This is a genomic window from Salmonella sp. 3C, from assembly GCF_025426275.1.
Classification (GTDB): domain Bacteria; phylum Pseudomonadota; class Gammaproteobacteria; order Enterobacterales; family Enterobacteriaceae; genus Salmonella; species Salmonella enterica.
The window spans coordinates 2,395,201-2,418,403 of sequence record NZ_CP104858.1; the positions used below are offsets into that span (position 1 = coordinate 2,395,201).

Annotated in this window: 20 protein-coding genes and 3 pseudogenes; 15 read left to right on the plus strand and 8 right to left on the minus strand. The window is 46.8% G+C overall.

The genetic code is table 11. The annotated features are described in order from the left end of the window. The first annotated feature begins 5 nt into the window (after window positions 1-5). Entirely contained in the window at window positions 6-2,450 is a 2,445-nt protein-coding gene (sefC, locus tag N7E69_RS11375; protein WP_000753927.1) for an SEF14/SEF18 fimbria usher protein SefC, read from the plus strand. Further along, window positions 2,447-2,893, plus strand: coding sequence for an SEF18 fimbria major subunit SefD (gene sefD, locus N7E69_RS11380; RefSeq protein ID WP_001077813.1), 447 nt, complete (start codon window positions 2,447-2,449; stop codon window positions 2,891-2,893). Before sefC ends, sefD begins: the two co-directional genes overlap by 4 nt. A gap of 33 nt (window positions 2,894-2,926) precedes the next feature. Here the strand turns inward: sefD and N7E69_RS11385 are convergent, their stop codons facing one another. Further along, complete coding sequence (locus N7E69_RS11385; RefSeq protein ID WP_000914538.1) at window positions 2,927-3,742, minus strand: AraC family transcriptional regulator; 816 nt, start codon at window positions 3,740-3,742, stop codon at window positions 2,927-2,929. Between the two features lie 576 nt (window positions 3,743-4,318). Between N7E69_RS11385 and pefI the strand changes: the two genes are divergently transcribed. From pefI to N7E69_RS11420, 7 genes and pseudogenes are all read left to right on the plus strand, one after another. After that, window positions 4,319-4,528, plus strand: a complete 210-nt coding sequence (pefI, locus tag N7E69_RS11390) for a transcriptional regulator PefI (RefSeq protein ID WP_000504711.1) — start codon at window positions 4,319-4,321, stop codon at window positions 4,526-4,528. Then, window positions 4,513-4,863: a helix-turn-helix domain-containing protein gene (locus tag N7E69_RS11395; RefSeq protein ID WP_000135401.1), complete on the plus strand. Its 351-nt coding sequence runs from the start codon at window positions 4,513-4,515 to the stop codon at window positions 4,861-4,863. The genes pefI and N7E69_RS11395 overlap by 16 nt, the downstream gene beginning before the upstream one ends. Window positions 4,864-5,107: 244 nt before the next feature. After that, window positions 5,108-5,761: a DsbA family protein gene (locus N7E69_RS11400; protein WP_000178593.1), complete on the plus strand. Its 654-nt coding sequence runs from the start codon at window positions 5,108-5,110 to the stop codon at window positions 5,759-5,761. After that, window positions 5,751-5,897: a hypothetical protein gene (locus N7E69_RS11405; RefSeq protein ID WP_001141717.1), complete on the plus strand. Its 147-nt coding sequence runs from the start codon at window positions 5,751-5,753 to the stop codon at window positions 5,895-5,897. The genes N7E69_RS11400 and N7E69_RS11405 overlap by 11 nt, the downstream gene beginning before the upstream one ends. Before the next feature lie 50 nt (window positions 5,898-5,947). Further along, window positions 5,948-6,794: pseudogene (locus N7E69_RS11410) on the plus strand (SdiA-regulated domain-containing protein). Between the two features lie 262 nt (window positions 6,795-7,056). Then, a pseudogene (locus tag N7E69_RS11415) lies at window positions 7,057-8,167 on the plus strand (IS3 family transposase). 255 nt (window positions 8,168-8,422) lie between these two features. Beyond that, window positions 8,423-9,298: pseudogene (locus tag N7E69_RS11420) on the plus strand (phosphorothioated DNA-binding restriction endonuclease). Between the two features lie 479 nt (window positions 9,299-9,777). On the opposite strand, the gene N7E69_RS11425 reads toward N7E69_RS11420, so the two are convergent. The 3 genes from N7E69_RS11425 to N7E69_RS11435 all read right to left on the minus strand — a co-directional run bounded on the left by N7E69_RS11425 (window position 9,778) and on the right by N7E69_RS11435 (window position 12,935). Then, window positions 9,778-10,482 carry a YebC/PmpR family DNA-binding transcriptional regulator gene (locus N7E69_RS11425; RefSeq protein ID WP_000532941.1) on the minus strand — a complete coding sequence of 235 codons (705 nt, stop codon included), beginning with the start codon at window positions 10,480-10,482 and terminating at the stop codon, window positions 9,778-9,780. A 559-nt stretch (window positions 10,483-11,041) separates the two neighbouring features. Continuing rightward, on the minus strand, window positions 11,042-12,673 hold the full coding sequence (locus N7E69_RS11430) for a class I SAM-dependent methyltransferase (protein ID WP_001575380.1): 1,632 nt from the start codon (window positions 12,671-12,673) through the stop codon (window positions 11,042-11,044). A 4-nt stretch (window positions 12,674-12,677) separates the two neighbouring features. Next, entirely contained in the window at window positions 12,678-12,935 is a 258-nt protein-coding gene (locus N7E69_RS11435; RefSeq protein ID WP_001054381.1) for a YjhX family toxin, read from the minus strand. Window positions 12,936-13,421: 486 nt separating this feature from the next. Between N7E69_RS11435 and N7E69_RS11440 the strand changes: the two genes are divergently transcribed. The 3 genes from N7E69_RS11440 to N7E69_RS11450 all read left to right on the plus strand — a co-directional run bounded on the left by N7E69_RS11440 (window position 13,422) and on the right by N7E69_RS11450 (window position 15,961). Further along, on the plus strand, window positions 13,422-14,030 hold the full coding sequence (locus N7E69_RS11440) for a DUF1062 domain-containing protein (RefSeq protein WP_000864861.1): 609 nt from the start codon (window positions 13,422-13,424) through the stop codon (window positions 14,028-14,030). Window positions 14,031-14,383: 353 nt separating this feature from the next. Further along, window positions 14,384-15,295, plus strand: a complete 912-nt coding sequence (locus N7E69_RS11445) for an STM4504/CBY_0614 family protein (protein WP_000556778.1) — start codon at window positions 14,384-14,386, stop codon at window positions 15,293-15,295. 204 nt (window positions 15,296-15,499) lie between these two features. Further along, window positions 15,500-15,961, plus strand: coding sequence for a DUF302 domain-containing protein (locus tag N7E69_RS11450; RefSeq protein ID WP_001642121.1), 462 nt, complete (start codon window positions 15,500-15,502; stop codon window positions 15,959-15,961). Here the strand turns inward: N7E69_RS11450 and N7E69_RS11455 are convergent. Continuing rightward, window positions 15,958-16,632 (minus strand): dienelactone hydrolase family protein, encoded by a 675-nt coding sequence (locus N7E69_RS11455; RefSeq protein ID WP_000588701.1) that lies wholly within the window; start codon window positions 16,630-16,632, stop codon window positions 15,958-15,960. The genes N7E69_RS11450 and N7E69_RS11455 overlap by 4 nt on opposite strands. A 349-nt stretch (window positions 16,633-16,981) precedes the next feature. Between N7E69_RS11455 and uxuR the strand changes: the two genes are divergently transcribed. Next, window positions 16,982-17,755: a Uxu operon transcriptional regulator gene (gene uxuR / locus N7E69_RS11460; RefSeq protein ID WP_000841654.1), complete on the plus strand. Its 774-nt coding sequence runs from the start codon at window positions 16,982-16,984 to the stop codon at window positions 17,753-17,755. On the opposite strand, the gene trpS is transcribed toward uxuR, so the two are convergent. Continuing rightward, entirely contained in the window at window positions 17,756-18,769 is a 1,014-nt protein-coding gene (gene trpS, locus N7E69_RS11465) for a tryptophan--tRNA ligase (RefSeq protein ID WP_001094620.1), read from the minus strand. Window positions 18,770-19,486: 717 nt separating this feature from the next. On the opposite strand from trpS, the gene N7E69_RS11470 reads away from it, so the two are divergent. Both N7E69_RS11470 and N7E69_RS11475 read left to right on the plus strand, forming a co-directional pair. After that, window positions 19,487-20,017 (plus strand): Hcp family type VI secretion system effector, encoded by a 531-nt coding sequence (locus N7E69_RS11470; RefSeq protein WP_000907670.1) that lies wholly within the window; start codon window positions 19,487-19,489, stop codon window positions 20,015-20,017. Between the two features lie 238 nt (window positions 20,018-20,255). Continuing rightward, on the plus strand, window positions 20,256-20,990 hold the full coding sequence (locus tag N7E69_RS11475; RefSeq protein WP_000683251.1) for an aspartate/glutamate racemase family protein: 735 nt from the start codon (window positions 20,256-20,258) through the stop codon (window positions 20,988-20,990). A 5-nt stretch (window positions 20,991-20,995) separates the two neighbouring features. Here N7E69_RS11475 and hypT read toward each other — a convergent pair whose 3' ends face one another. Next, complete coding sequence (hypT, locus tag N7E69_RS11480) at window positions 20,996-21,904, minus strand: hypochlorite stress DNA-binding transcriptional regulator HypT (RefSeq protein ID WP_000383516.1); 909 nt, start codon at window positions 21,902-21,904, stop codon at window positions 20,996-20,998. 118 nt (window positions 21,905-22,022) lie between these two features. Further along, window positions 22,023-23,195 (minus strand): beta-aspartyl-peptidase, encoded by a 1,173-nt coding sequence (iadA, locus tag N7E69_RS11485; RefSeq protein WP_001113059.1) that lies wholly within the window; start codon window positions 23,193-23,195, stop codon window positions 22,023-22,025. Window positions 23,196-23,203: the final 8 nt, after the last annotated feature.

The following is a 23,203-nucleotide window of genomic DNA, read 5'->3' on the forward strand; positions in this document are numbered from 1 at the left end:
AACAAATGAAGAAAACCACAATTACTCTATTTGTTTTAACCAGTGTATTTCACTCTGGAAATGTTTTCTCCAGACAATATAATTTCGACTATGGAAGTTTGAGTCTTCCTCCCGGTGAGAATGCATCTTTTCTAAGTGTTGAAACGCTTCCTGGTAATTATGTTGTTGATGTATATTTGAATAATCAGTTAAAAGAAACTACTGAGTTGTATTTCAAATCAATGACTCAGACTCTAGAACCATGCTTAACAAAAGAAAAACTTATAAAGTATGGGATCGCCATCCAGGAGCTTCATGGGTTGCAGTTTGATAATGAACAATGCGTTCTCTTAGAGCATTCTCCTCTTAAATATACTTATAACGCGGCTAACCAAAGTTTGCTTTTAAATGCACCATCTAAAATTCTATCTCCAATAGACAGTGAAATTGCTGATGAAAATATCTGGGATGATGGCATTAACGCTTTTCTTTTAAATTACAGAGCTAATTATTTGCATTCTAAGGTTGGAGGAGAAGATTCATACTTTGGTCAAATTCAACCTGGTTTTAATTTTGGTCCCTGGCGGCTAAGGAATCTATCATCTTGGCAAAACTTGTCAAGCGAAAAAAAATTTGAATCAGCATATATTTATGCTGAGCGAGGTTTAAAAAAAATAAAGAGCAAACTAACAGTTGGGGACAAATATACCAGTGCAGATTTATTCGATAGCGTACCATTTAGAGGCTTTTCTTTAAATAAAGATGAAAGTATGATACCTTTCTCACAGAGAACATATTATCCAACAATACGTGGTATTGCGAAAACCAATGCGACTGTAGAAGTAAGACAAAATGGATACTTGATATATTCTACTTCAGTCCCCCCCGGGCAATTCGAGATAGGTAGAGAACAAATTGCTGATCTTGGTGTTGGGGTTGGGGTTCTTGATGTTAGCATTTATGAAAAAAATGGGCAGGTCCAAAACTATACAGTGCCATATTCAACTCCTGTATTATCTTTGCCTGATGGATATTCTAAATATAGTGTAACTATTGGTAGATACAGGGAGGTTAACAATGATTATATCGATCCTGTTTTTTTTGAAGGGACTTATATATATGGTCTGCCTTATGGGTTTACTTTATTTGGTGGAGTGCAATGGGTAAATATTTATAATTCATATGCCATAGGCGCAAGTAAAGATATTGGTGAGTATGGTGCTCTGTCTTTTGACTGGAAAACATCTGTTTCGAAGACTGATACATCCAATGAAAATGGTCATGCATATGGGATTAGATACAATAAAAATATCGCTCAGACAAACACCGAAGTATCTTTGGCTAGTCATTACTATTATTCGAAAAATTATAGAACTTTTTCTGAAGCAATTCATAGTAGCGAGCATGATGAATTTTACGATAAAAATAAGAAATCAACAACCTCTATGTTATTAAGTCAGGCATTAGGATCTCTGGGTTCTGTTAACTTAAGCTACAATTATGATAAATATTGGAAACATGAAGGTAAAAAATCAATAATTGCTAGTTATGGGAAGAATTTAAATGGTGTTTCGTTATCGCTTTCATATACGAAAAGTACATCAAAGATTAGTGAAGAAAATGAAGATTTATTCAGTTTTCTACTCAGTGTACCTTTGCAAAAACTTACAAATCATGAAATGTATGCTACATATCAAAACTCATCCTCTTCAAAGCATGATATGAATCATGATTTAGGTATTACTGGTGTGGCATTTAATAGCCAATTGACATGGCAAGCAAGAGGGCAAATAGAAGATAAATCGAAAAATCAAAAGGCTACATTTTTAAATGCTTCTTGGCGAGGTACTTATGGGGAGATAGGAGCAAACTATAGTCATAATGAAATAAATCGTGATATTGGGATGAATGTTTCTGGTGGGGTGATTGCTCATTCATCAGGAATTACGTTTGGTCAGAGTATATCGGATACTGCTGCACTGGTAGAGGCTAAAGGTGTAAGTGGGGCAAAAGTTCTGGGCCTACCAGGTGTTAGAACCGATTTTAGAGGCTATACAATATCCAGTTATCTTACTCCATATATGAATAACTTCATATCTATAGATCCAACAACGTTACCAATAAATACGGATATTAGGCAAACTGATATTCAAGTAGTTCCTACCGAAGGTGCTATTGTAAAAGCTGTATATAAAACAAGCGTGGGTACTAATGCATTAATTAGAATTACAAGAACAAATGGAAAGCCACTAGCTCTTGGCACAGTTCTTTCACTTAAGAATAATGATGGAGTAATCCAATCAACATCTATTGTTGGCGAAGATGGTCAGGCATATGTATCTGGATTGTCAGGAGTGCAAAAATTAATCGCTTCGTGGGGGAATAAGCCCTCCGATACTTGTACAGTTTTTTACTCTCTTCCCGATAAAAACAAAGGTCAGATTAGCTTTTTAAATGGAGTGTGCAAATGAATCAGTATAATTCGTCAATACCTAAGTTCATTGTCTCTGTTTTTCTGATTGTTACTGGTTTTTTCAGCTCAACTATTAAAGCACAAGAACTTAAATTAATGATTAAAATAAATGAGGCTGTTTTTTATGACCGTATTACAAGTAATAAAATAATAGGTACGGGGCATCTATTTAACAGAGAGGGAAAAAAAATCCTCATTAGTTCAAGTTTAGAAAAAATTAAAAATACCCCAGGGGCATATATTATTAGAGGTCAGAATAACTCAGCCCATAAGCTTAGGATAAGAATAGGTGGAGAAGACTGGCAACCAGATAATTCAGGTATTGGTATGGTATCTCATTCTGATTTTACTAATGAATTTAATATTTATTATTTTGGGAATGGAGACATTCCTGTTGACACATATTTAATAAGCATATATGCGACAGAAATTGAATTATAATAAAGGGTGCGCAAATTGGCGCACCTATAACTCTTAATTATAAAGCATAAATGCAGCTTTTTCTCCTGTATTTCTATGCTTATATTTTAGATGGAATTGTTTTGGGGTTAAGCCATAATAGTCAGAAAATAATTTAATGAAATATGATACGCTTGACATTCCTACGGCATATGATACTTTATTAATATGGGTGTCGCTATCAAGCACCAAACGCGCTGCTTTTTGCATCCTGGCATCCAGAAGGATTCTGTAAAAATTAGTATTTTCATTCTCAAGTTTTTTTCTGATAGTCACTTCTGATAAATTTAGTTTTTCGGATAATGTTTTTAATCTCCATTTCGTTGAAATGTCATTATCTATTGTTTTTCTAACAATATCAGAAAAACTACGTGAGACTGAAATGCACAGAGATGTGTATAGCTGCTCGATATTATTCACTTTTGAAAATAAGCAGGCAATTTCATAAATATCATTATTGTTATTTTTTCTCTTTTTTAAATATTCAAATAAAATTCCATTAATTCCATTGTCGGTCATAATAAAAACCTTATCGCTAAATGTTCTGTAGCGTATTGGTGATAAACTTTCTGAGCAATTAGAAGCCTCAAATAAGCATAAAACTCTACTTAATAATTCATCTGGCAAAGTAATAATGTCAAATGATTCAATGTCATCCATATATTCAATTTCCACAACGGCTTCTATATTTTTTTCTATTAAGGCTATGTTGCCTCTAGTTATTTTTATTTCCTCTGGCTTTGACTTGTTCTTAATGGTAACAATACAGTTTTTCGAATGTAAAATAGCATAACGATATAGTTTTATTTTTATGGCGTTTTTTTTCAACATGGAATCGCACCTAATTTTCACGCTTCACTGCAGAAGCCGATTTTATATTATTGTAGGTATTGTTTTATGATATAAAAATAACTTTATTAGATATGATTATCCGAAGGTGATGTTTTAAAATATCTAAATGCAGTGTAAGCCATGTGTGGTTGTTATAAGTGCTTTATAGGAGTTGTTGTTTCGTTATGCTCAATTAATTATGTTCATCTATATCCAACGGAGAGCCATGTGATATTTCTTTTAATGCCGGTACTGTACAGTCCGGGCAGGCTTGATTGGATCTATAAAGATAGATATGACTATCTCCTAAGATTTTAAATTCTCCGTATAAATGTTGAATGGGGATACTGCAATGCCTTTGATGTGACGTCTTAAAGGTAGGGCTTTATACATAACCAATACTCGAGTGAATCTGATGAAAGTGAATATGCATAAATGAACCATCAAAATATTCACATATTTTTACTTTTCGTCTTGGTTTGACCATATCGTAATGAGGTTGCTATAGAATGGATTAGTATTATTTTGTGGTAGTGGTAAATACATTTATTTTAACCTTGAAGAGTGGGGCTGTTTATGGGTGAATCCATCATTACAAACATCATCTCCATAATCCGGGAGCGTCAGAGTGCGGACAACGCGCCTGTTAAAATCCGCGATATTGCTGATGCTGCCGGACTCAGTATCTACCAGGTCCGGTCATATCTTGAGCAACTCCGTGCTGTCGGGGTGCTTGAGAAAGTAAATGCCGGAAAGGGAGCGCCCGGATTATGGCGTCTGCTTTGACCGTTTTCCCGGAAGACGGGGACATCAACCGGATATGGTACGATCGGTTTTGTATCGAATTTAACAGCGACGGCGGACTGAGTCCGGCTGAACTGCGGGTTATCCGACTGCTGCTGCAGGGCTATAACTGCGGGCAGATTGCTGCCCTCTGTTTTCGCAGCGTCAAAACCATTTCAGCCCAGAAAGTTCTGGCTTTCAGGCGCCTCGGCGTCAGGAATGATGCCACCCTGTTGCCAACCCTGATGCTTCTGGGGATGGTGACACTGTATACCGACCTGAACCGGTGTCATTCACTGGAGGAGGGCGGCCCGGAATGTGGGTCGGAAGCCGGATAAGTATCACTGAAAGTTATTTTATCATGTTCATGAAATTCGTTTATTACGCCTGTCTGGCCGTCGTCATATTAATGGCAATGGTCTTTTGTGTGTCAGTGCTTTTTATTCTGGAAAACTCATGACCGGAATATTCCGGCTGCCGGCTTAATGACCGTGCCGGATGAATTAAGATTTACTGCTGCTGTCAGGCGGTGCCGTTAAGCGGCCTTTCATTCTGTATATCTGTTATCCATGGAGTGTTTCCGTGACGATGAATTATGCCCGGGAGCTGTTTTTCCTGAGGGGAATATTATTTTCTTTTTTTTTACCTGGCTGCGCCCGTCCTGTGATTGCGCAGGAGTGGGAGTTCATAACGCCCTTGGTGGCTGATGCCCCCGCCGAGGTGGAACTATTTTCCTTTTACTGTCCGCCCTGCTATGCGTTCTCACAGACGATGGGCGTGGCCCAGGCCATCCGGCACGTACTGCCGCACGGTGACCGGATGATCAAGTACCATGTCAACCTGCTGGGCCCCCTCGGCCATGAGCTGACACGGGCCAGGGCGCTGGCCATGATGATGAAGGAAACTGACGTGGTCGAGAAGGCCTTCTTCATGGCCGACATGGTGGAGAAACGCCTGCATTCCCCGGACGATGTCCATCGGGTGTTTATGTCTGCCACCGGTATCAGTCGCGGGGAGTATGACAGAAGTATAAAAAGTCCCGCCGTGAATGACATGGTGGCATTACAGGAACGGTTGTTTAAGGAATATGGCGTGAGGGGGACGCCTTCCGTGTATGTCCGTGGCCGTTACCATATCAACAATGCCGCCTTCGGTGCATTCTCCGTCGAAGACTTCAGGAGCCGTTATGCCGCGGTGGTCTGGAAACTGCTGGCCGGTAACCCTGATGCCGACTGATGATAAAGGCACTATACAGGCCGGAGATATCCTCCCGCTCCGTGCGCTGATTCTCCTGCTGCTGACCAGCGTCTTTATCTCCGGCTTTCTGACCGGCGTCCTGGCCATGCTCTGGCTTATCTGCCGTGGGGCATGATGTGAAGTCCGGTCTCCCCTGTAACAGAAAACATAACTTTCACCACCACGATGTTCAGATATTTATGTAACCAGAAAGCAGCACTGCTGACCGCCATTCTCCTGATGGCGGCCGGCGTGCTCACCCTGTGTTTCCCGGAGTTCCTGGTACCCGCAGGAAACAGAATGGCAGCTCACAGCAGAAAAAGAAATTACCGGGATACACGGCGGCCTCTCCGGCCTGACATGGAACCCGGACAGCAGAACGCTGTTTGCCGTGACCGACCACCCCTCCTCGATGGTGGAGCTGGACACGGAAGGGAACGTGCTGCGGGTGATACCGTCAGACGGCGATCACGATTTTGAGGCCATCGAATACCTCGGCGGGAACCGCTATGCCCTGTCCCGGGAGCGGGAACGGACGCTCACCACCCACTGCATTGACAGCAGCACGACCGTCCTCCCGCCGGCAACATACAGCCTGACGCTGGATGTGAACAGGCACAGCGACAATGCCGGTTTTGAAGGCCTTGCCCAGGGGCGGGGAGAGCATGCCCTGATGGTGGCGCAGGAGAAAAAACCTCTGCGGCTTTACGTGACGGACCAGAGCCCTGATGCGCTGTCGGTGAGTGACTCGCTGACACACCGGGCCTCCCTGCCATGGTTCCTGAAGGATATCTCCGGCCTGCATTATGACCGGAACAACGGGCTCCTGTATGTACTTTCTCATGAGTCTGACGTGGTCGTGGTGTCGGACCTGGACGGCGGGAGAAAGGTGATGTCGCTGCGCCGGGGACACTATGGCCTGCGAAGGGATATCCCGCAGGCGGAGGGGATAGCCTCAGATGACCGGGACACGCTGTGGATAGTCAGTGAACCGAATCTGTTTTACCGCTTCACCCGCACGGCTTCGTCCTGAGGATGAGGCGGCGTGGAAGGTGAAGTAAAATTCGCCGCGTGAAGCCGGCCGGCATTGGTGCCGGTGTCAGCGGTGGATGCTGACAGTGGAAAGATGATGAAAAACATAACATTCAGCGCATCTTTTTTCAGGGAATTATTCTGGTTTGTGGTGATGGTGGGAAGCTGGTTGATGACCTTCCCCTGTAAGTATCCCGCATAATCGTGCCATTCACATTTAGAGATCCTCCGGCATAATCAATCTGCCAACAAAGGAGATCGCTATGCGTAAAGCCCGTTTTACTGAGCATCAGATCATTGCCGTAATTAAATCGGTTGAAGCCGGACGAACCGTTAAAGATGTCTGCCGGGAGGCCGGTATATCTGAAGCCACCTGGTACAACTGGAAGTCCAGATACGGCGGCATGGAGGCTTCTGATATTAAAAAGATCAAGGATCTTGAGGACGAGAATCGGCGTCTCAAACAGATGTTTGCCGACCTGAGCCTTGAGAACCGGGCGCTGAAAGACGTTATCGAAAAAAGCTTTAAAACCAGCCTTTAAGCGTGAGCTGGTCACTCATCTGATAACGACATTTGGACTCAGTATCCGTCAGGCCTGCCGGAGTCTGAACCTGAGCAGAACGGTTTACCATTACCGTCCGGATAACACGCGTGACGAACCCGTTATTGTCGCGTTGCAGGCAGTGGCAGAGCGATACCCACGGTACGGTTTTCCAAAACTTTTCCAGGTTCTGCGGCGGCAGGGATACCCGTGGAATCACAAAAGGATCCATCGTATTTATTGTCTGCTGAAGCTGAATTTTCGCCGTAAAGGCAAACAACGGTTGCCGGTGCGTAATCCCTCGCCACTGGCCACACCGGAAGCGCTTAACCAGAGCTGGTCTGTCGATTTTATGCATGATGATCTGGTCTGTGGCCGTCGTTTTCGCACGTTCAATGTCGTTGATGACTTTAACCGTGAGGCATTGTCGATTGAAATCGATCTGAATCTGCCAGCTTTGCGCGTGGTCCGTGTACTCGACAGGACCGCGGCAAATCGCGGCTATCCGGTTATGCTACGCATGGATAATGGTCCGGAATTTATCTCACTTGCACTGGCTGAATGGGCAGAGCAACATGCAGTAAAACTGGAATTTATTCAGCCGGGTAAGCCGACGTAGAGCGCTTTTATTGAGCGCTTTAACCGAACATACCGTACAGAAATACTCGATTTTTATCTGTTCAGAACGCTGAATGAAGTGCGGGAAATCACTGAAAGATGGGTGTCAGAATATAACTGTGAACGCCCTCATGAATCACTGAACAATATGACGCCGGAGGAATATCGGCAACACAATCATTTGGCCGGGATCTCAAAAAATGCCTGGAACTAAAACGGGTCTATTTACAGCGAGTCCGGCCTTCGCACCAAAAGCATATAAATGGACCTCAACTGAGGTCTTTTTTATTTCTAAAATCCAGAAGTTACCTACCTTTCTCGGTTGAGCGCTGTGTTTTTTCCGTTGTTATCAGAATGCTAACTGTCAGTACAGAGCCGACAGACAAAAAGTATGTCTGCAATAATGTCTTGAATGTACATATAGTTGCGAGCATCATCGCAACTATGTGCTCATGGATTCTTCAACGTAATGACCTCTGACAAAACCCTAAAGCAAGCGATATCAAATATTACTATCTGGCGCAAAGGCGAACAGCGAGCGCCGCATAAGCCGTTATTGCTGTTATATGTCCTCTCGCACTATCGGCAGGGCCACGATCGTCTATTTGATTATGGTTCTGAAATTCATGAGTAATTGCTGGATTTACTGGAGCGCTATGGGCCACAGCGCCGTGAACAGCGCCCGGATATGCCGTTCTGGCGTCTGAAGGGCGATGGTTTCTGGGAATTGCAAAACGCGGAATTCTGCTCAACCAGCGGTAGCCGCCAGCCACCTAAACGTGAACTCATTGAATATAATGTTGCTGGTGGGTTTGATGCCGTCAATTTCGCGCTGGTAACAAAAAAACGTAAGCTAATCGACACGCTGGCGCAGCAGATCCTTGAGGCGCATTTTCCGACCAGTATTCAGGAAGACATCGCTGACGAGATGGGTTTTGATATTCGCACCTCTCTCCGTCAACGCGATCCGAAGTTCCGCCAGGCGGTGCTACGAGCTTACAATTATCAATGTGCGGTCTGCGGCTTCAATATGCGCCACGACAACGCCCCTATAGCGCTTGAAGCAGCCCATATCAGATGGAAGCAGCATCATGGTCCTTGTGAAGTACCTAATGGCCTGGCGTTGTGCGCAATCCATCATAAAGCGTTCGATCGTGGTTCGATTGGCCTGGATGAAAATATGCGCGTGGTGGTTTCCGACGCGGTGAATGGTGGCGGGGTGGTACAGCGGCTGTTCTGGGATTTTGCGGGGAAAGAGATCGCGTTGCCGCAGATGAAAGAAAATTATCCGGGTGAACGGTTTGTGGAATGGCACAAGAGGGAGGTGTTCAGAGGAGGGCATTGATCTGGGGGAGTATTTTGAGTGTGGTATACGTTATCTGTAAAAAATAGCTCCACATCAAAGGCATCAAAGTAATCGGCCACGGTTCTCGCACTATGGTCTGTAGCGCGCTGGTGGAGTCACACCTGTGGTCAATCGACGCGTAGAGCGCCAGATGAGCCATCATGAGCGCAAGCGGAATTTATAAGGCGCGGCGCCTTAAAGAGCACAGGGAGATTGTAAGTAGCCCGATATTGCTGGCTTTTGCTTAGCTTGCTGACGGGATTCGTCGTATGAAACATGAAAATTACCTCATGTTTTATATAAGGATTCGACACTATATCAAAACCGGTAACTCTCAATCTTTCAAAGCTATGTGTCAGATCAGGTCGTGATAAGACACGTAAATTTAAAAATCTATATATCTGGCCAGATAGACTTTTTTATAACAGCTTTATAAATTAAACAAATCTGCCATAGAGACAGATTTGTTTAATTTATAATTAGAGGTTTGCAACGTTATGATATACTTTTTGCACATCATCGTCATCTTCAAGGGCATCAACAAGTCCTTCAAAGATTTCTAAATCTTCTGGTGAAAGTTCAACTTCTGATTGAGCAATCATTTCTAATTCTGTTGTTGAAAATTCAGAAATTCCAGCTGCTTTTAGCGCTGCGATTCCTTTATGCAGGTCTGTAGCTTCAGTATAAATAACGATGTTTCCTTCTTCTTCGGTTACATCACGAACATCAACTTCAGCATCAAGCAAAATTTCAAAAATATGGTCAGGGTCTGTTCCTTTAAATACAATCACTCCAGTATTGTCAAACATATAGCTGACAGCACCTGCCGCTCCGATATTCCCGCCTTTTTTATTGAAAATTGTGCGGATATTAGCAATCGTACGGTTAACATTAGACGTCAACGTTTCAGCGATAACCATTGAACCATTTGGTCCAAAGCCTTCATAACGCCCTTGCACGAACGTTTCATCTCCGCCACCTTTGGCTTTATCAATAACATGTTTTGGAACCTGTGCTTGTTTCGCACGTTCAATAACAAATTTTAAAGCTGAGTTTGATTCCGGGTCTGGTTCACCTTGTTTAGCCGCAGCATAGATTTCTACACCAAATTTCGCATATACTTTGGACGTTGCACCGTCTTTAGCCGTTTTTTTAGCAACAATATTTGCCCATTTACGTCCCACTGGAAACATCTCCTCAAAAAATTATTTACATTAATGGCAGGTTAATAACCTGCATGTTTTTCTGCCGCATTATATCATAATATATAAATTCTCGTCTATGAGAAATAAAAACATCCAGCTTTTACGGGGGGGTACTTTGATTTTAACAATGGCTAATATGGTGGGTAAGTCATTTTTTAATTTTCTTCTGGTTCTTTTTTTATTTTTAATAATTGAATTGCAGCAATAACGTCTTATTGATGGTGGTGTCGCTCATCAGGTGAGGTGGAACGCTTGCACGTCTTGCGACATATTGTGGCAGAAACTTAATGGCGAAATTAAGAGCCTATCCCATTAGGGCTATTTTACTTGCCATTTTGGACCTGGGCAGTGCTCAAAATCCTCACGTACTACGTGTACGCTCCGGTTTTTGCGCGCTGTCCGTGTCCAAACTGGCTGCGCCAATAACGCCTGGTGGGATAGTCTCTAAGACGATATATTCCCGCCTTGAGCCGTGTTAATTTGTTGAATACTTTTAAATGGAGGTATACCTCTTGTAGGGTATACCTCCTGCTTTACGTTATCGCGCGATTAACGCAAATACGCCCCAGCCAAAGTATTCTCGCGTCCAGGTGACGTGACGTTTGGGGGCTACCGTCAGTTCTGTTCGAACCTCTTGCGCAAACTCATCGTCAGGGTTTTCCTCCAGCCAGCGACGCATGGTCATCCACTTCGCGGCTTCATATCTGTCCCAGCCTTGCGGGTCCGCCAGCACCATTTCCACTACGTCATAGCCGAGTTGGTCGAAAAAGGCGACCAGCTCGGGCAAGGGGCGAAAATCGGCGACGGATGAGACGCCACAGGCGTGGGCGATCTCTTCCGTTGCGGGGATCTGACGCCAGTACGGTTCACCGATGAGAATGATCCCGCCAGGTTTGAGGCTTTTGGCCAGCAGATCTATTGTCCCCGCGACACCGCCCGCAATCCAGGTCGCGCCTACGCAGGCCGCCACGTCATATTTTTCCTCGTCGATATAACCGGCCGCGTCGTTATGAATAAAATGTACGTATTCACTGACGCCGAGCTCTTCTGCACGTTGTTTTGCCTGTGTGGTGAAGAGCGGGCTTATGTCAATGCCAGTACCTGTAACACCGTAATCGCGAGCCCAGGTGCAGAGCATCTCACCCGAACCGCTACCGAGATCGAGAATCCGCATGCCTGGTTTCATGCGTAACGCATGGCCCAGCGTGGCGTACTTTTCCGCTGTAAACGGATTATGGATACGGTGTTCGCTTTCGCTAATGGTAAAAATACGTGGGATATCCATTGGGTTATTCCTTTTACTGAGGGCGATTCCCTCAGCGGGAGGGGCTTTTTCAGCCAGCAGCGCAAACAGCTTGCCTGCAAAAGTCTCGCCGACCGGCCAGGTGTGACTGTCCGGGCGCTGCAACACAGTGAAGCCAGCATCACCAAGCAGGCTGATATATTCATCATCGCGCCAGGCCTTCATTTGACTGCCGAAACGGGTGGTACAGCCGTTTTCCGCTATCGCCCAGAACTGCGTTGAGCTGGTTTGGGCCTCTTCATCCCAGGCATTTTCCGTTAACAGCAGATGAGGCACGGCAAGAAACAAGCCGTGCGGACAACGCTGCCAGCCTGGCTGCGCCATGCCCTGGCGTTTAATTTCATCGAAGGTATGCACTTCAACAAGCAGTTTGCCGTCCGGTTTCAACCACTGCGCGCAATGACTGATGAGGCTTCGTGCATCCGCAGCGCTAAAGACATTCAGTTCCCCAAACGTCATCATAATGAAATCAAAAGGCTCCGTGGGGTGGTATGTACGAATATCCTGCTGAATGTAGTCAATATTCAGGTTTGCGGCTTGCGCCTGCTGGCGAGCCCATGTGATGGATGCCGGAGAGAAATCTACGCCTGTGCAGTGAAACCCACGCTCCGCTAACAGGCGGGTATAAAAACCGGGGCCACAGCCGAGATCCAGAATGCGGGCGCCAGCGGGTAACTGACGGGTAATCCATGTTACCTGTTGCTCAATCACGGTTAGCCGGCGGCTGGCCCAGTCGTGGTCCTGCGACAGATGATTTTCCAGCATGCGTTGGCTGAAGGCTGGCTCGTCCCAGGGGATTTTGCCTTCATCGGGTAATAGCCGAATGTGATGCGTTGCAAAAATAACGGCGCTGATATCCATCATCATCTCCTTAGCGATTATCAGGCTGGGCGCGAACGCTGTTCAGCCCGGTTGTATTAATGCGGTAGGGCTGACCGTTAACGGATTTGATCAGCTTTTTGGTTTTGAGTTTTTTGAATACAGCGAGCGTGCAATCGGCGAGCAACAACCCTTCGCGGCTATAGCACTCAACGGCGGTGACGCGGCCTGACGCATCGCGGATGTGCGTAATGCGTCCGCCTTTGGCGAGAACGTGTAAGGTACGTTGTTCCTGACGGGATAAATTCATACTGAAGAACCTGTGTAATCATCATAGGCAAAACGTGCAAACACACTGCGGTGTCCGCATTCGATTTCGGCGCATTGATAATCAGTCCGGCCTGAAAAGGTCGGGGAACTGATTATCGGATGATGACATTCTCCAGCATCAAAGCCTCGGGTTGAGTTGAAAGGTATTTACGTCGTGAATGATAACACCTGATTTCTGTAAGTGAATAACCGGGAGTGAAAAGTGTGATCTCAAAGGGAGGATCATGCGTTTAGTAAGTCAGTTGAATAGATCCCGCCGCTACCATAATGAATATTGATTAAACTCATATACCCGATAATGGCCGCTTTGATAATCTCGGCGTATCTTTTGGCCATTGACAGGGTTGTAGCGTTGGAAATCTTTTTTTAACCCACTGAAAAATATCTCTTAAATATTTTTCATACATAAACATTTATGGTCCGCTGAGTTCGGATCCGGTTTTGTATGGGTTAAAAAAGGTACGTTATGAAAGTCATATGGACTGTCACTCCTGTGGGGTATCAGCGCATAGCGAAACGTTGCCCTTCATGCAGCGTAAAACGGGACTTCACGCCTTCTGGGGCATTTCGGGTTAATTCGCAAAAGAAGGTACTCGATGTCTGGAGTATCTATAAATGCACACACTGCGATTACACCTGGAATATCTCCCTGTTCTCGCGCCTGCCAGTCAGCAAAATTAACCGCGATCTTTATGGCCGACTGATGGCGAATGATGCCGCCACGGTGCAATATTTTGCTTATGACAACGCGATCCTGAAGCGAAACAATGCTGAATTATCGGGGCCGCCTGATTTTCACATTCAGGAACGGTGGCTGGTCAGTATCGCCTCCCACAAGCAGGTCAGTGTTAGCGTCAGGATTTCCCGTTCTTTTCAGGTCAGCCTGCTGTCGATTTTGAAGAAGCAACTCCTGTTAAGCGCAGCCGAAATCAAGAGACGGATTGAAACAGGGCAAATAAGTGGCGTCACGGTGAAAATGCTTAAATCGCGAAAACTGAAGAATGCAAAATATGATTTGCAGCTCTCTGTTGAAACACTGTATGACCGGCGAAGGATTGTTCTGACCCGTCGATAAAAACAATAAGCTCACCTTACGTTTAAGTGTGCTGGTATGGCAACGACGCAACGGAATGAAAGAAGGACTAAGGGACAGGTGAGCATTAGTTGAATAACCCTTGTCTGTGGCATTCAGTGAAGACTGAATGCCATGGATAATCCAGACGTTTTCGCACCAGTGATGATCAGCAGAATGACAAAGGGCGATGGGTTACAATTATCTGTAGAGTAAATAAATATTCACGCAACACCATTAAAAAATAAGAAAAAATGGCTCACTGTTGAACTGATATTAATACCTGAACCACTGAATTAGAGTAATGTGGCGCTATTCATAGCGTAATTTTTTCTGTTGCGGTTACAGGGGGAGGAATGCACACCTTTAGACCATACTCACTAAGGCATAGCGATCTGTTATATGAAGATATTCCGTTAGAAATACGCGAGCAAATAATCTTATTGATTATCAATACGCTAGGAAACTGCTCCTCTTTTTATGATATGACATTATACTGCTATCATAATAGTCATTCTGACGAAGTTTATCGAAGAATATGTAAAACGTTGCGCAAAGAGTATGGCTTATTCACCTTATATGCGCATTCAACGTCATATCTGGATGAAATGAGTAATCTGTTATTAAAAACAGATGATAAAAGAAAGCATATTGATACCATTGAGCTTGCTTTTAACTATATAGATACCTACCTTCGGACCTATGAAGTTACGCTTGGGTTAGAACCGGATAAGGCGATTAGTGAATTAAATAATATATTTCATGAGCATAGTTTAAAATATCGCTATGAAAATGGTAGAATTGTAAGGTTGCGCAGAATAAAACGGCTTAAAAACATATGTTATTATTTGTACTCCCCTGGAGAGTATGGCTTTGTCGAATATGATCTTATGGAAGCGTATAATCGCCTGATGCTTAATGATTTTGCCTGTGTCGTAAAGGAATGTCATGCAGTCTTCAGAAGCGTTCTTCTCAGAATTCATGAGAGAAAAGGTATCGTATATCATGAACAAGATAGTTTAAATACCTTAATGACTAATCTGATGGCGAGAGGCGTTATATCTGCTGAATATGCACATAAATTTCATTTTTTAAGTAACGTGCTGGAGTCAGAAATATTTCTGCCGATGGCGCCAGAAAAATCGCATCATCACTACGCAATGATGCTCCGTATCTCTGAAGAGTTGGCCTGTAGTATATATTATCTTACTGAGCGGAGTATATTTTTTCTTACCCAGCGGGCTGAAGAAGATAGTGTCTCGCCATAATAATGATCGCGCTGTCGCTCAGTCAGACTGGATCATCGTTATTTAAATTTGTTCAGACGTCGGAATTTTTTGTTCTGCCGTCTGTTTTTTTAGTGATGAGCTGTTCAGTGCAATAATAAGGGGTACAGTACGATGACTGATTTTTAAACTGCATATCATCTGTGTCGCATTTACTCATGGGTATTGGGTCAGGGAGAGAGAAGAATGAGCACTATTTTAAAGCCTTTTTTATTGGCGGTAACCCTGATGTTAATCTTAATAAGGCCTGGCTTTGCAACGGAGGATGGAGCGATAACCATGGTTAAAACCTACAGCGCTTATGACTATTTGCAGACCCGAGCGCGGTTGATGCACGCTGTCGCCGATCACGGTCTGGTGTTATTTGGGGAATTTGATCATGCCAGAGCGGCACAGAATGTTAACCTGAAAATGCCACCGACAACGGTTCTGGTCTTTGGCAATCCTAAAGGCGGAACGCCTCTCATGCTGGCGCATCCCGAACTGGCACTGGATTTACCGTTTCGGGTGCTCATTAGCCAGCAAGCCGATGGGCGAACGTTGGTCAGTTATCATCCCGCTGAAACGCTGCAACGTTATGGTCTTGATGCCGCAGCCATACAGACTTTGAAAAAACTGGAACAGCTCGTTGAAAAAAGTCTCCACTAAAGCTGAAAATCGGGCGATGTGTTTGCACAGGTGATGTCGCGAATAAATGCGCTCACATCGTCCATTACCTGATGAGATAAGGCGGCATCGAAGGTGGCGCAATCAGCATCACAGAACCCGTGCCGCGCATCGTACATTTTACACTGCACCCGGGGGCGCTTTTCCAGCGTCTGTCGCATGGCGAGGGGATCAAACGCCGGCTCATAGCGCGCGATAATAACCAGTGCCGGACAGAGAGGCGCAAGATGAAGGTACTGGCGTATACGGGAACCGTAATAGCAAATGACGCCATCGCATAACCCACTGGTTGCACTTAGCCATGCGAGCGTTGCGCCGACGCTATATCCTACGACGATTAACGTCTCATACTGCGTTCTGAGATCGTGGAGTAACGTGGTAACGACGGCGGGATCAAAGCCGACATTTGCTGAAAAGTGACGGTAAGCCTCCTCCTGCTGTTCATAGCGAAAGGGGGTATGGTGAGGAAACTGCGCGGGAATATAGATGTCGAATCCGCGCGTCATCCATTCATGGCCTGCGCGTTGGATATGAGCGTTAATACCATAAATTTCATGCAGAATAATCGCTGCCCGGCGATGGCGGCTCGACAAACTGGAGGCGTTGCTTCCCCCGGATACGCCTGGGGCGAAAAACACGGTGTCTTTTATCATAACGCGTTCTTGATACAAAGAGAGCGGCTGGATTTTCGCCGATCACGCTATGTCAGAGGCATTGTTCCTGTCAATGTACAGACACATTTTATGGCCTGATTTTTGGTTGATAAATTTTATATTGGTAAACCAATATGCTGTTCATATTCAGGCATCAGGGCTAAAGGTGGAACATCAGTTGTGTATTGTCTACTGCCTTTCCTTTCATCTGGCCTCATTAGCGAAACGGGGCGCATTATTGTTTTGTTGGTTGACCAGTTTTGCGTTTTTGGTGTGCTACGCGTGCTATCCCTCTTTACAAATGCTATAGTCTGATACCGGGAAATCGCATCGGACGGGCACGACCAATATGAAATCAAACACTTCTCAGCAAAGACCTTACCAGGAAGTGGGCGCAATGATACGGGATCTGATTGTTCAGACGCCGTACCGCCCCGGGGAGCGCTTGCCACCGGAAAGAGAGATCGCTGAGAGGCTCAATGTGACGCGTACCGTCGTGCGTGAAGCACTGATCATGCTGGAAATTAAGGGTCTGGTTGAAGTCCGCCGCGGCGCCGGGATCTACGTGCTCGACAGCGCGGATAATAACGAGATGGAAGGCGCTGACGTCAATCACTGTAATGACGCCGGGCCGTTTGAACTGTTACAGGCGCGTCAGTTGCTGGAAAGCAATATCGCTGAATTTGCCGCTCTGCAAGCCACCCGCGAAGACATCATTAAAATGCGCCAGGCGTTACAACTGGAAGAGCGAGAGCTCGCCTCCAGCGCGCCGGGCGGCTCAGAAAGCGGCGATATGCAGTTTCATCTGGCCATTGCCGAAGCGACCCATAACAGTATGTTGGTAGAGCTCTTCCGTCAGTCCTGGCAATGGCGTGAAAATAATCCGATGTGGCTCCAGCTTCATAGCCATCTGGGCGATACGCTTTACCGTAAGGAGTGGCTGGTCGATCATAAGCAGATCCTCGCGGCGTTAATTAAGAAAGACGCCCGCGCAGCGAAGCTGGCGATGTGGCAGCACCTGGAAAACGTGAAGCAGCGTCTGCTGGAGTTTTCCAATGTTGATGACATCTACTTTGATGGCTATCTGTTTGAGTCATGGCCGCTGGACAACGTTGATGCCTGATTATACCTGGAATAGCGTGGGCAGGCCCAGTCCACGTTTTACTTCCTGTAGCGTCTTTTGAGTGACCTCATGCGCCCGCTCGCTACCTTTTTTCAGTAATTCCATTAGCATTCCCTTATCTGCAATAAAGGTTGCCCGTCGTTCGCGTATGGGCGCGATCAGTTCTTGCAGGCAGGTCTCCAGCTCATTTTTACAGACACGGTCGCCTAATCCGCCTTGTTGATAATGTGCTTTCATCGCCGCGACTTTGGCTTTATCCGGATGGAACGCATCCAGCCACGTAAAGACGACGTTACCTTCTATTTTTCCCGGATCGCTAATTTTTAAATGGTTGGGATCGGTGTACATCGCGCTGACCGCACGGTGGATGGTCTCTTCGCTGGCGGAAAGAAGCAGGGTATTGCCGAGCGATTTCGACATCTTGGCGCTGCCGTCAATGCCTGGCAGACGGCCCATATCGCTCAGGAGCGCCTGACAGGGTCGCAATACCGGCGAGGAGAAAAGACTATTCATCTTATGAACGATCTCATTCGTTTGCTCAATCATGGGCAATTGGTCGTCGCCAACCGGTACCATTTCGGCCTTAAAGGCGGTGATATCTGCCGCCTGGCTAATGGGATACGCCATGAACCCGACCGGCAGGGAACGGGTAAAGCCTTTTTGGGCAATCTCATTTTTTACCGTAGGATTACGCTCCACTCGGGCGACGGTAACAATATTCATATACAGCACCGTTAATTCGGCGAGGGCGGGTAACGCGGATTGCAGGCAGATCGTCGTCAGCGTGGGATCGATGCCGACGGCCAGATAGTCAGCTAACACTTGCGGAATATTATCGCGGATTTTTTGCGGATTACTGCCGTTATCGGTGAGTCCCTGCAGGTCGGCAATCAGGACATACTGTTGGTGATCCTGCTGTAGCGCGACGCGCTGGCGCAGTGAACCGACATAATGGCCGAGGTGCAGCGAGCCGGTGGGGCGATCGCCAGTCAGAATGATAGGAAGGGTGTTCATTAAGGACTCCTTTATGCTTACTGTAAAGCCGAAAGACGTCCCGAAACGCAGTAGCCGCCTTTCGGCGGCTACTTAAAGAGGGATAGTGATCCGTGCCGCCTTCAGGAAGGCAGCCACCAGCGGAGATGACGTTGCGTAGCGTTGGATCGTTTCGTGTTCATGTGATCTAACGTATCACGACTAAACGTAAGGGTAAAGCGGCTGGCGTATCGTCCGGGCATAAAGTCATATCGCCTGAACAGATAACATGTCACTGACTTTGAAACGCGATTTTATAATTTGCTGCCCAAAAATACGTGGCGCTGAAAGGCGCATTTTTGATGCAAATCATTTATTACTGTGATAACACTGCGCGCGATAAAAACATTAAATATATTCACATAGTAAATATGTTCTATTGGAATGGTTGTTTTCGATATGACAAAAGTCTAAAAAACCCATTGATGTGAAAAGGAATAAGAATTGTCTATATTCCGATTCGGTGGAATTAAGTAATTTCTCGGATAAAAATAAGAAATGATATTGATATTTCTTTTTTGATATGGTTCTTATAGCGGCTATGGTTATTCAGGAAACGATGCTTGAATGCCTGGCGTAATAGATTTCAGGTCAGTAGCGCTATTGTAAAATGGATTGTTGATGGCAGAAGGTATTTAGCAAGAATCCAGTTATAGCAGATTGTCGGTATTTAATCTGGTATACAGAGACACCAACGAAATGGCTGGAAAATGGAACGTTCTTTCATTGTTGGCGTTCCGTCCTTGTCAGCCTGCTTTGCCGCATGATAATCACGGAGGGGGGATGGACGCCATCTATTTAAAACTGGACGGTATTGAAGGCGAAAGCCGGATCAAAGGTTTTGAAAACCAAATAAAACTTATTGCTTACAACCACAACCCGACAAAACGGGAGTCCGGCGAAGCGAGAGGGACATATATTGGAGGGTTGACGCTGACAAAGCCAGTCGATCTTGCTACACTAGGCCTCTATGAGCACTATTGTAACGGGAAAACGGTGAAAGAAGGCGTGCTGACATTATGCCGTCGTGATAAGGGCGCAATGCTGCCATTTATTATTTATACGCTCACCAATGTGCGAATTTCACGCATGAGCAATCATGGCGACGCCGAAGGCAGCGCCACGGAGACCGTGGATTTGGTTTATAGCCATATTCGCTGGGATATTCCCGCATTAGCGTCGAAAAGCAAAACACGGCGGCCTCTTCACCGACAGGCGCTGTGGCGATGAGGACAAAACAAGCTTGCGGACTCGCAGTGGGCGATGCTGTATAGCGAAATGGCATTTAGCGGCTTGCGAAGGTCGATGAGCGCTCATGTAACCAATCGATTGCCTAAAAAGGCGATAACGCATGGCCCTTACACCCGTTATGATTTTTACGCATAGCCGCTAATAAAACGGCATTTTTTATATACACATCAAGTTGATAGTGTGTTTCTGACCTTGACGTAAATAAGCGGGAAAAGCGATGAAACACACCATTGGGATACTGGGGGGGATGGGACCTGCGGCAACGGCGGATATGTTGGAAAAATTTGTTGAATTGCGACATGCCAGTTGTGATCAACAACACATCCCGCTCATTGTCAGCTCTATCCCTGATATTCCCGATCGTACAGCATGTCTGTTATCCGGCGGGCCTTCGCCATACCGTTATCTGGAGCGTTATCTGCATATGCTGGAAGACGCCGGGGCGGAGTGTATCGTTATCCCATGCAACACTGCGCATTATTGGTTTGATGATTTACAGAACGTCGCGAAAGCGCGAATGATCAGCATCCTGGACGCCACCCTGGGGGATATTCCGCCATCGGCGCGGCACGTTGGTCTGCTGGCGACCAATGCGACGCTGGCGACCGGGTTATATCAAAAGAAAGCTCTGGCGCGGGGGCTGACGTTAATTCAGCCAGAAGAAGCGGGACAGGCGTTGGTAATGCAGGCTATTTATACGCTTAAACGTGGCGATAAAACTGCGGCGCAAGCGCTGCTGCTGCCGCAAATCGATAGCCTTATTGCCCGTGGCGCTCAGGCAATTATTATGGGGTGTACCGAAATTCCGCTTATTGTGGCCGGACATGAACGCGCGATAGCGTGCCCGATGATTGATTCCACAGCGTCGCTGGTGCGCGCGGCGATTCGTTGGTATGAGTCCTGGCCAGACACCCGCGCCTCTTTGACCGGGGAACAACGCCTTACCGCCTGAGGTGTTTACAGCGCGGCCTGAAGCCCACGCAGGTCGCGCCAAAATGTTTCGGCTACCTGACTCATGCGGGTATTCATGCGATAAGCATAAGCCTGAATCGGAATAACCAGTTCGTCGGCATCAAGCACTATCAGGCGTCCGTCGGTAATCTCCTGACGGATAGCATACTCGGGCAACCAGGCGATTCCGCAGCCGTCCATCGCAACCTGTTTTAACAATTCACTCATCGAAGAGACGAAAAATGTACTGAAACTCAGTTCAGCATGGCGAGTCAGAGTACGATTTATCAGCCGGCCCATATAGGAGTTCTGACTGTAATTAAGCAGGGGAAAGTGCGGCTGCTCAAGCGTATAGCGCGGCTCGCCCCGGCCATTGTTGGCGCAAACCGGAAACAGTCTCGACTCAAACAGGCGGATATTATCAAACGGCGCTTGTTGCAGGTTTTCATCGTGATAGGAAAAGATAAAATCGCTTTGCCCCTCACGTAACATATCCACCGCCTGGTCGACATCTATCGCCTCAACGGCGTAGGTAAACTGCGTCGGCATCTGCTTAACGATGGTCGGCAACAGGCCGAGGGAGAGCGAGTGGGCGGCGGCAATCTTGATTTTACGCAGCGTATAATCGCTGCCGCCGCGCAGTTCGGTCAGATTGCTTTCCAGCTGCTGTAACAGGTGGCGAACCTGAGAGTGAAAGATTTTACCCTGTTCGGAAAGCTGTAGCGGCGAGACCTGGCGGTTAAACAGTTCAACGCCCACGGCATGTTCCAGGGCGCGAATCCGCCGGCTAAAAGCGGGTTGCGATACGTTGCGGATAATGGCGGCCTGAGAGAAATTGCGGCACTTTTCCAGCGTCAGAAAACCATATAGCCATTTTGTCTCAATATTGTGCAAACCTGCTCCAGTTACATCCATTTACCGTTATCCTGTCAGTCGCCCGAAGGGGCATTCTACGTCCATTCGGGCGGCTGACAACCGCTTATCCCGTCCTCTTTCAGAATGCCGTGATGGGGCAGCCTGAAACTAGCGGGAATTACGCCGGTTCAAAGGTACCTTTTACGCAGGCTTTCCCCTCATTGACCATGCGTTTGCCGCGCGCATACACCTGCTCAATGCGTAAATCTGCGCTAAAGACAAGCAGATCCGCATCGTTACCGGGACGGATTTCGCCTTTGCCGTCCAGACTGAGGAAGGCGGCTACGCTGGTCGTCAGCGGACGCAGAGCATCGGTCAGGCTGAATCCGTAGTGGTTAACCAGCGTCTGCAACGTCTCCAGCAAACTTTCGAAGCCCGCGACGCCGATGCCCGTCAGATTTCCGGCAGCGTCAAATAGCGGCTGGCTGCCGTTGCCGTCTGAACTGAGCGTCACCCGGGAAAGCGGGACGCCGGCTTTTACCGCTCTGGCAATGCCCTCCGCCGGCGCGACGGGATCCGGGATACTGGTGGTCATGTCGATTACGCCGCCTTTAAGCGCAAACGCCAGCGCCTGCTCGAAAAGCGATTCGCTACGGTTGACGTGGGTAGGCAGCAGTTTACCGATTGGCACGTCGCTGTTTTCCAGGATGTCATACAGCGGCTGTAACCCTTTTTTGCTGCTGCCCATATGAAAAACGCTGACACCGGGTTTGCCGCCCAGCAGGCCGCCAACGCGTGATTCAGCGGCCATGCTGGCGAGTTGATTCCCGCTGGGCGCGGCGGAACGGTGGTCGGAGACTGCGCATTTCACGCCAATGACGCGGTCGATCAGCGCGACGTCTTTTTCTACCGAGCCAGTAATGGTCGGCGACGGAACGTGATAAGCGCCCGTGAGCATCCAGGCGGTGATCCCCTCCTCATTTAGCGCTCGCGTTTTGGCTAACAGCGACGCGGGATGACGGCTGACGGAGTCGGTGCCAAGCAGGCCGACGACCGTTGTTATCCCGGCTTCCGTCAGGCGGCTCAGGGAGACTTCCGGCGTCCGCGTCGTCGGCCCCGCTTCGCCGCCGCCGCCGATCAGATGAACGTGTTGGTCGATAAAGCCCGGGCACAGCATACGACCGCTAAGATTAATCACCGCACAGTCCGGTACGATATCGCCGGGGATGTCAGCGCCGACGGCAATAATTTTGCCATTCGCGAGTAGAACATCGCAGATGCCCCGGTCTTCTGGCGCAAACAGGTGCGCACCCTGTAATAAGGTAAACTCCGCGGCGGATAAATCAGGCATGATAACTC

What these genes read in the sequence shown, in the direction of transcription:
- sefC (WP_000753927.1), top strand. Translation starts at nt 6, where the DNA reads ATGAAGAAAACCACAATTACTCTATTTGTTTTAACCAGTGTATTTCAC.
- sefD (WP_001077813.1), top strand. Translation starts at nt 2,447, where the DNA reads ATGAATCAGTATAATTCGTCAATACCTAAGTTCATTGTCTCTGTTTTT.
- N7E69_RS11385 (WP_000914538.1), bottom strand. Translation starts at nt 3,742, where the DNA reads ATGTTGAAAAAAAACGCCATAAAAATAAAACTATATCGTTATGCTATT.
- pefI (WP_000504711.1), top strand. Translation starts at nt 4,319, where the DNA reads ATGGGTGAATCCATCATTACAAACATCATCTCCATAATCCGGGAGCGT.
- N7E69_RS11395 (WP_000135401.1), top strand. Translation starts at nt 4,513, where the DNA reads ATGGCGTCTGCTTTGACCGTTTTCCCGGAAGACGGGGACATCAACCGG.
- N7E69_RS11405 (WP_001141717.1), top strand. Translation starts at nt 5,751, where the DNA reads ATGCCGACTGATGATAAAGGCACTATACAGGCCGGAGATATCCTCCCG.
- N7E69_RS11430 (WP_001575380.1), bottom strand. Translation starts at nt 12,673, where the DNA reads ATGATGATGGATATCAGCGCCGTTATTTTTGCAACGCATCACATTCGG.
- N7E69_RS11435 (WP_001054381.1), bottom strand. Translation starts at nt 12,935, where the DNA reads ATGAATTTATCCCGTCAGGAACAACGTACCTTACACGTTCTCGCCAAA.
- N7E69_RS11440 (WP_000864861.1), top strand. Translation starts at nt 13,422, where the DNA reads ATGAAAGTCATATGGACTGTCACTCCTGTGGGGTATCAGCGCATAGCG.
- N7E69_RS11445 (WP_000556778.1), top strand. Translation starts at nt 14,384, where the DNA reads ATGCACACCTTTAGACCATACTCACTAAGGCATAGCGATCTGTTATAT.
- N7E69_RS11450 (WP_001642121.1), top strand. Translation starts at nt 15,500, where the DNA reads ATGAGCACTATTTTAAAGCCTTTTTTATTGGCGGTAACCCTGATGTTA.
- N7E69_RS11455 (WP_000588701.1), bottom strand. Translation starts at nt 16,632, where the DNA reads ATGATAAAAGACACCGTGTTTTTCGCCCCAGGCGTATCCGGGGGAAGC.
- uxuR (WP_000841654.1), top strand. Translation starts at nt 16,982, where the DNA reads ATGAAATCAAACACTTCTCAGCAAAGACCTTACCAGGAAGTGGGCGCA.
- trpS (WP_001094620.1), bottom strand. Translation starts at nt 18,769, where the DNA reads ATGAACACCCTTCCTATCATTCTGACTGGCGATCGCCCCACCGGCTCG.
- N7E69_RS11470 (WP_000907670.1), top strand. Translation starts at nt 19,487, where the DNA reads ATGGCTGGAAAATGGAACGTTCTTTCATTGTTGGCGTTCCGTCCTTGT.
- N7E69_RS11475 (WP_000683251.1), top strand. Translation starts at nt 20,256, where the DNA reads ATGAAACACACCATTGGGATACTGGGGGGGATGGGACCTGCGGCAACG.
- hypT (WP_000383516.1), bottom strand. Translation starts at nt 21,904, where the DNA reads ATGGATGTAACTGGAGCAGGTTTGCACAATATTGAGACAAAATGGCTA.
- iadA (WP_001113059.1), bottom strand. Translation starts at nt 23,195, where the DNA reads ATGCCTGATTTATCCGCCGCGGAGTTTACCTTATTACAGGGTGCGCAC.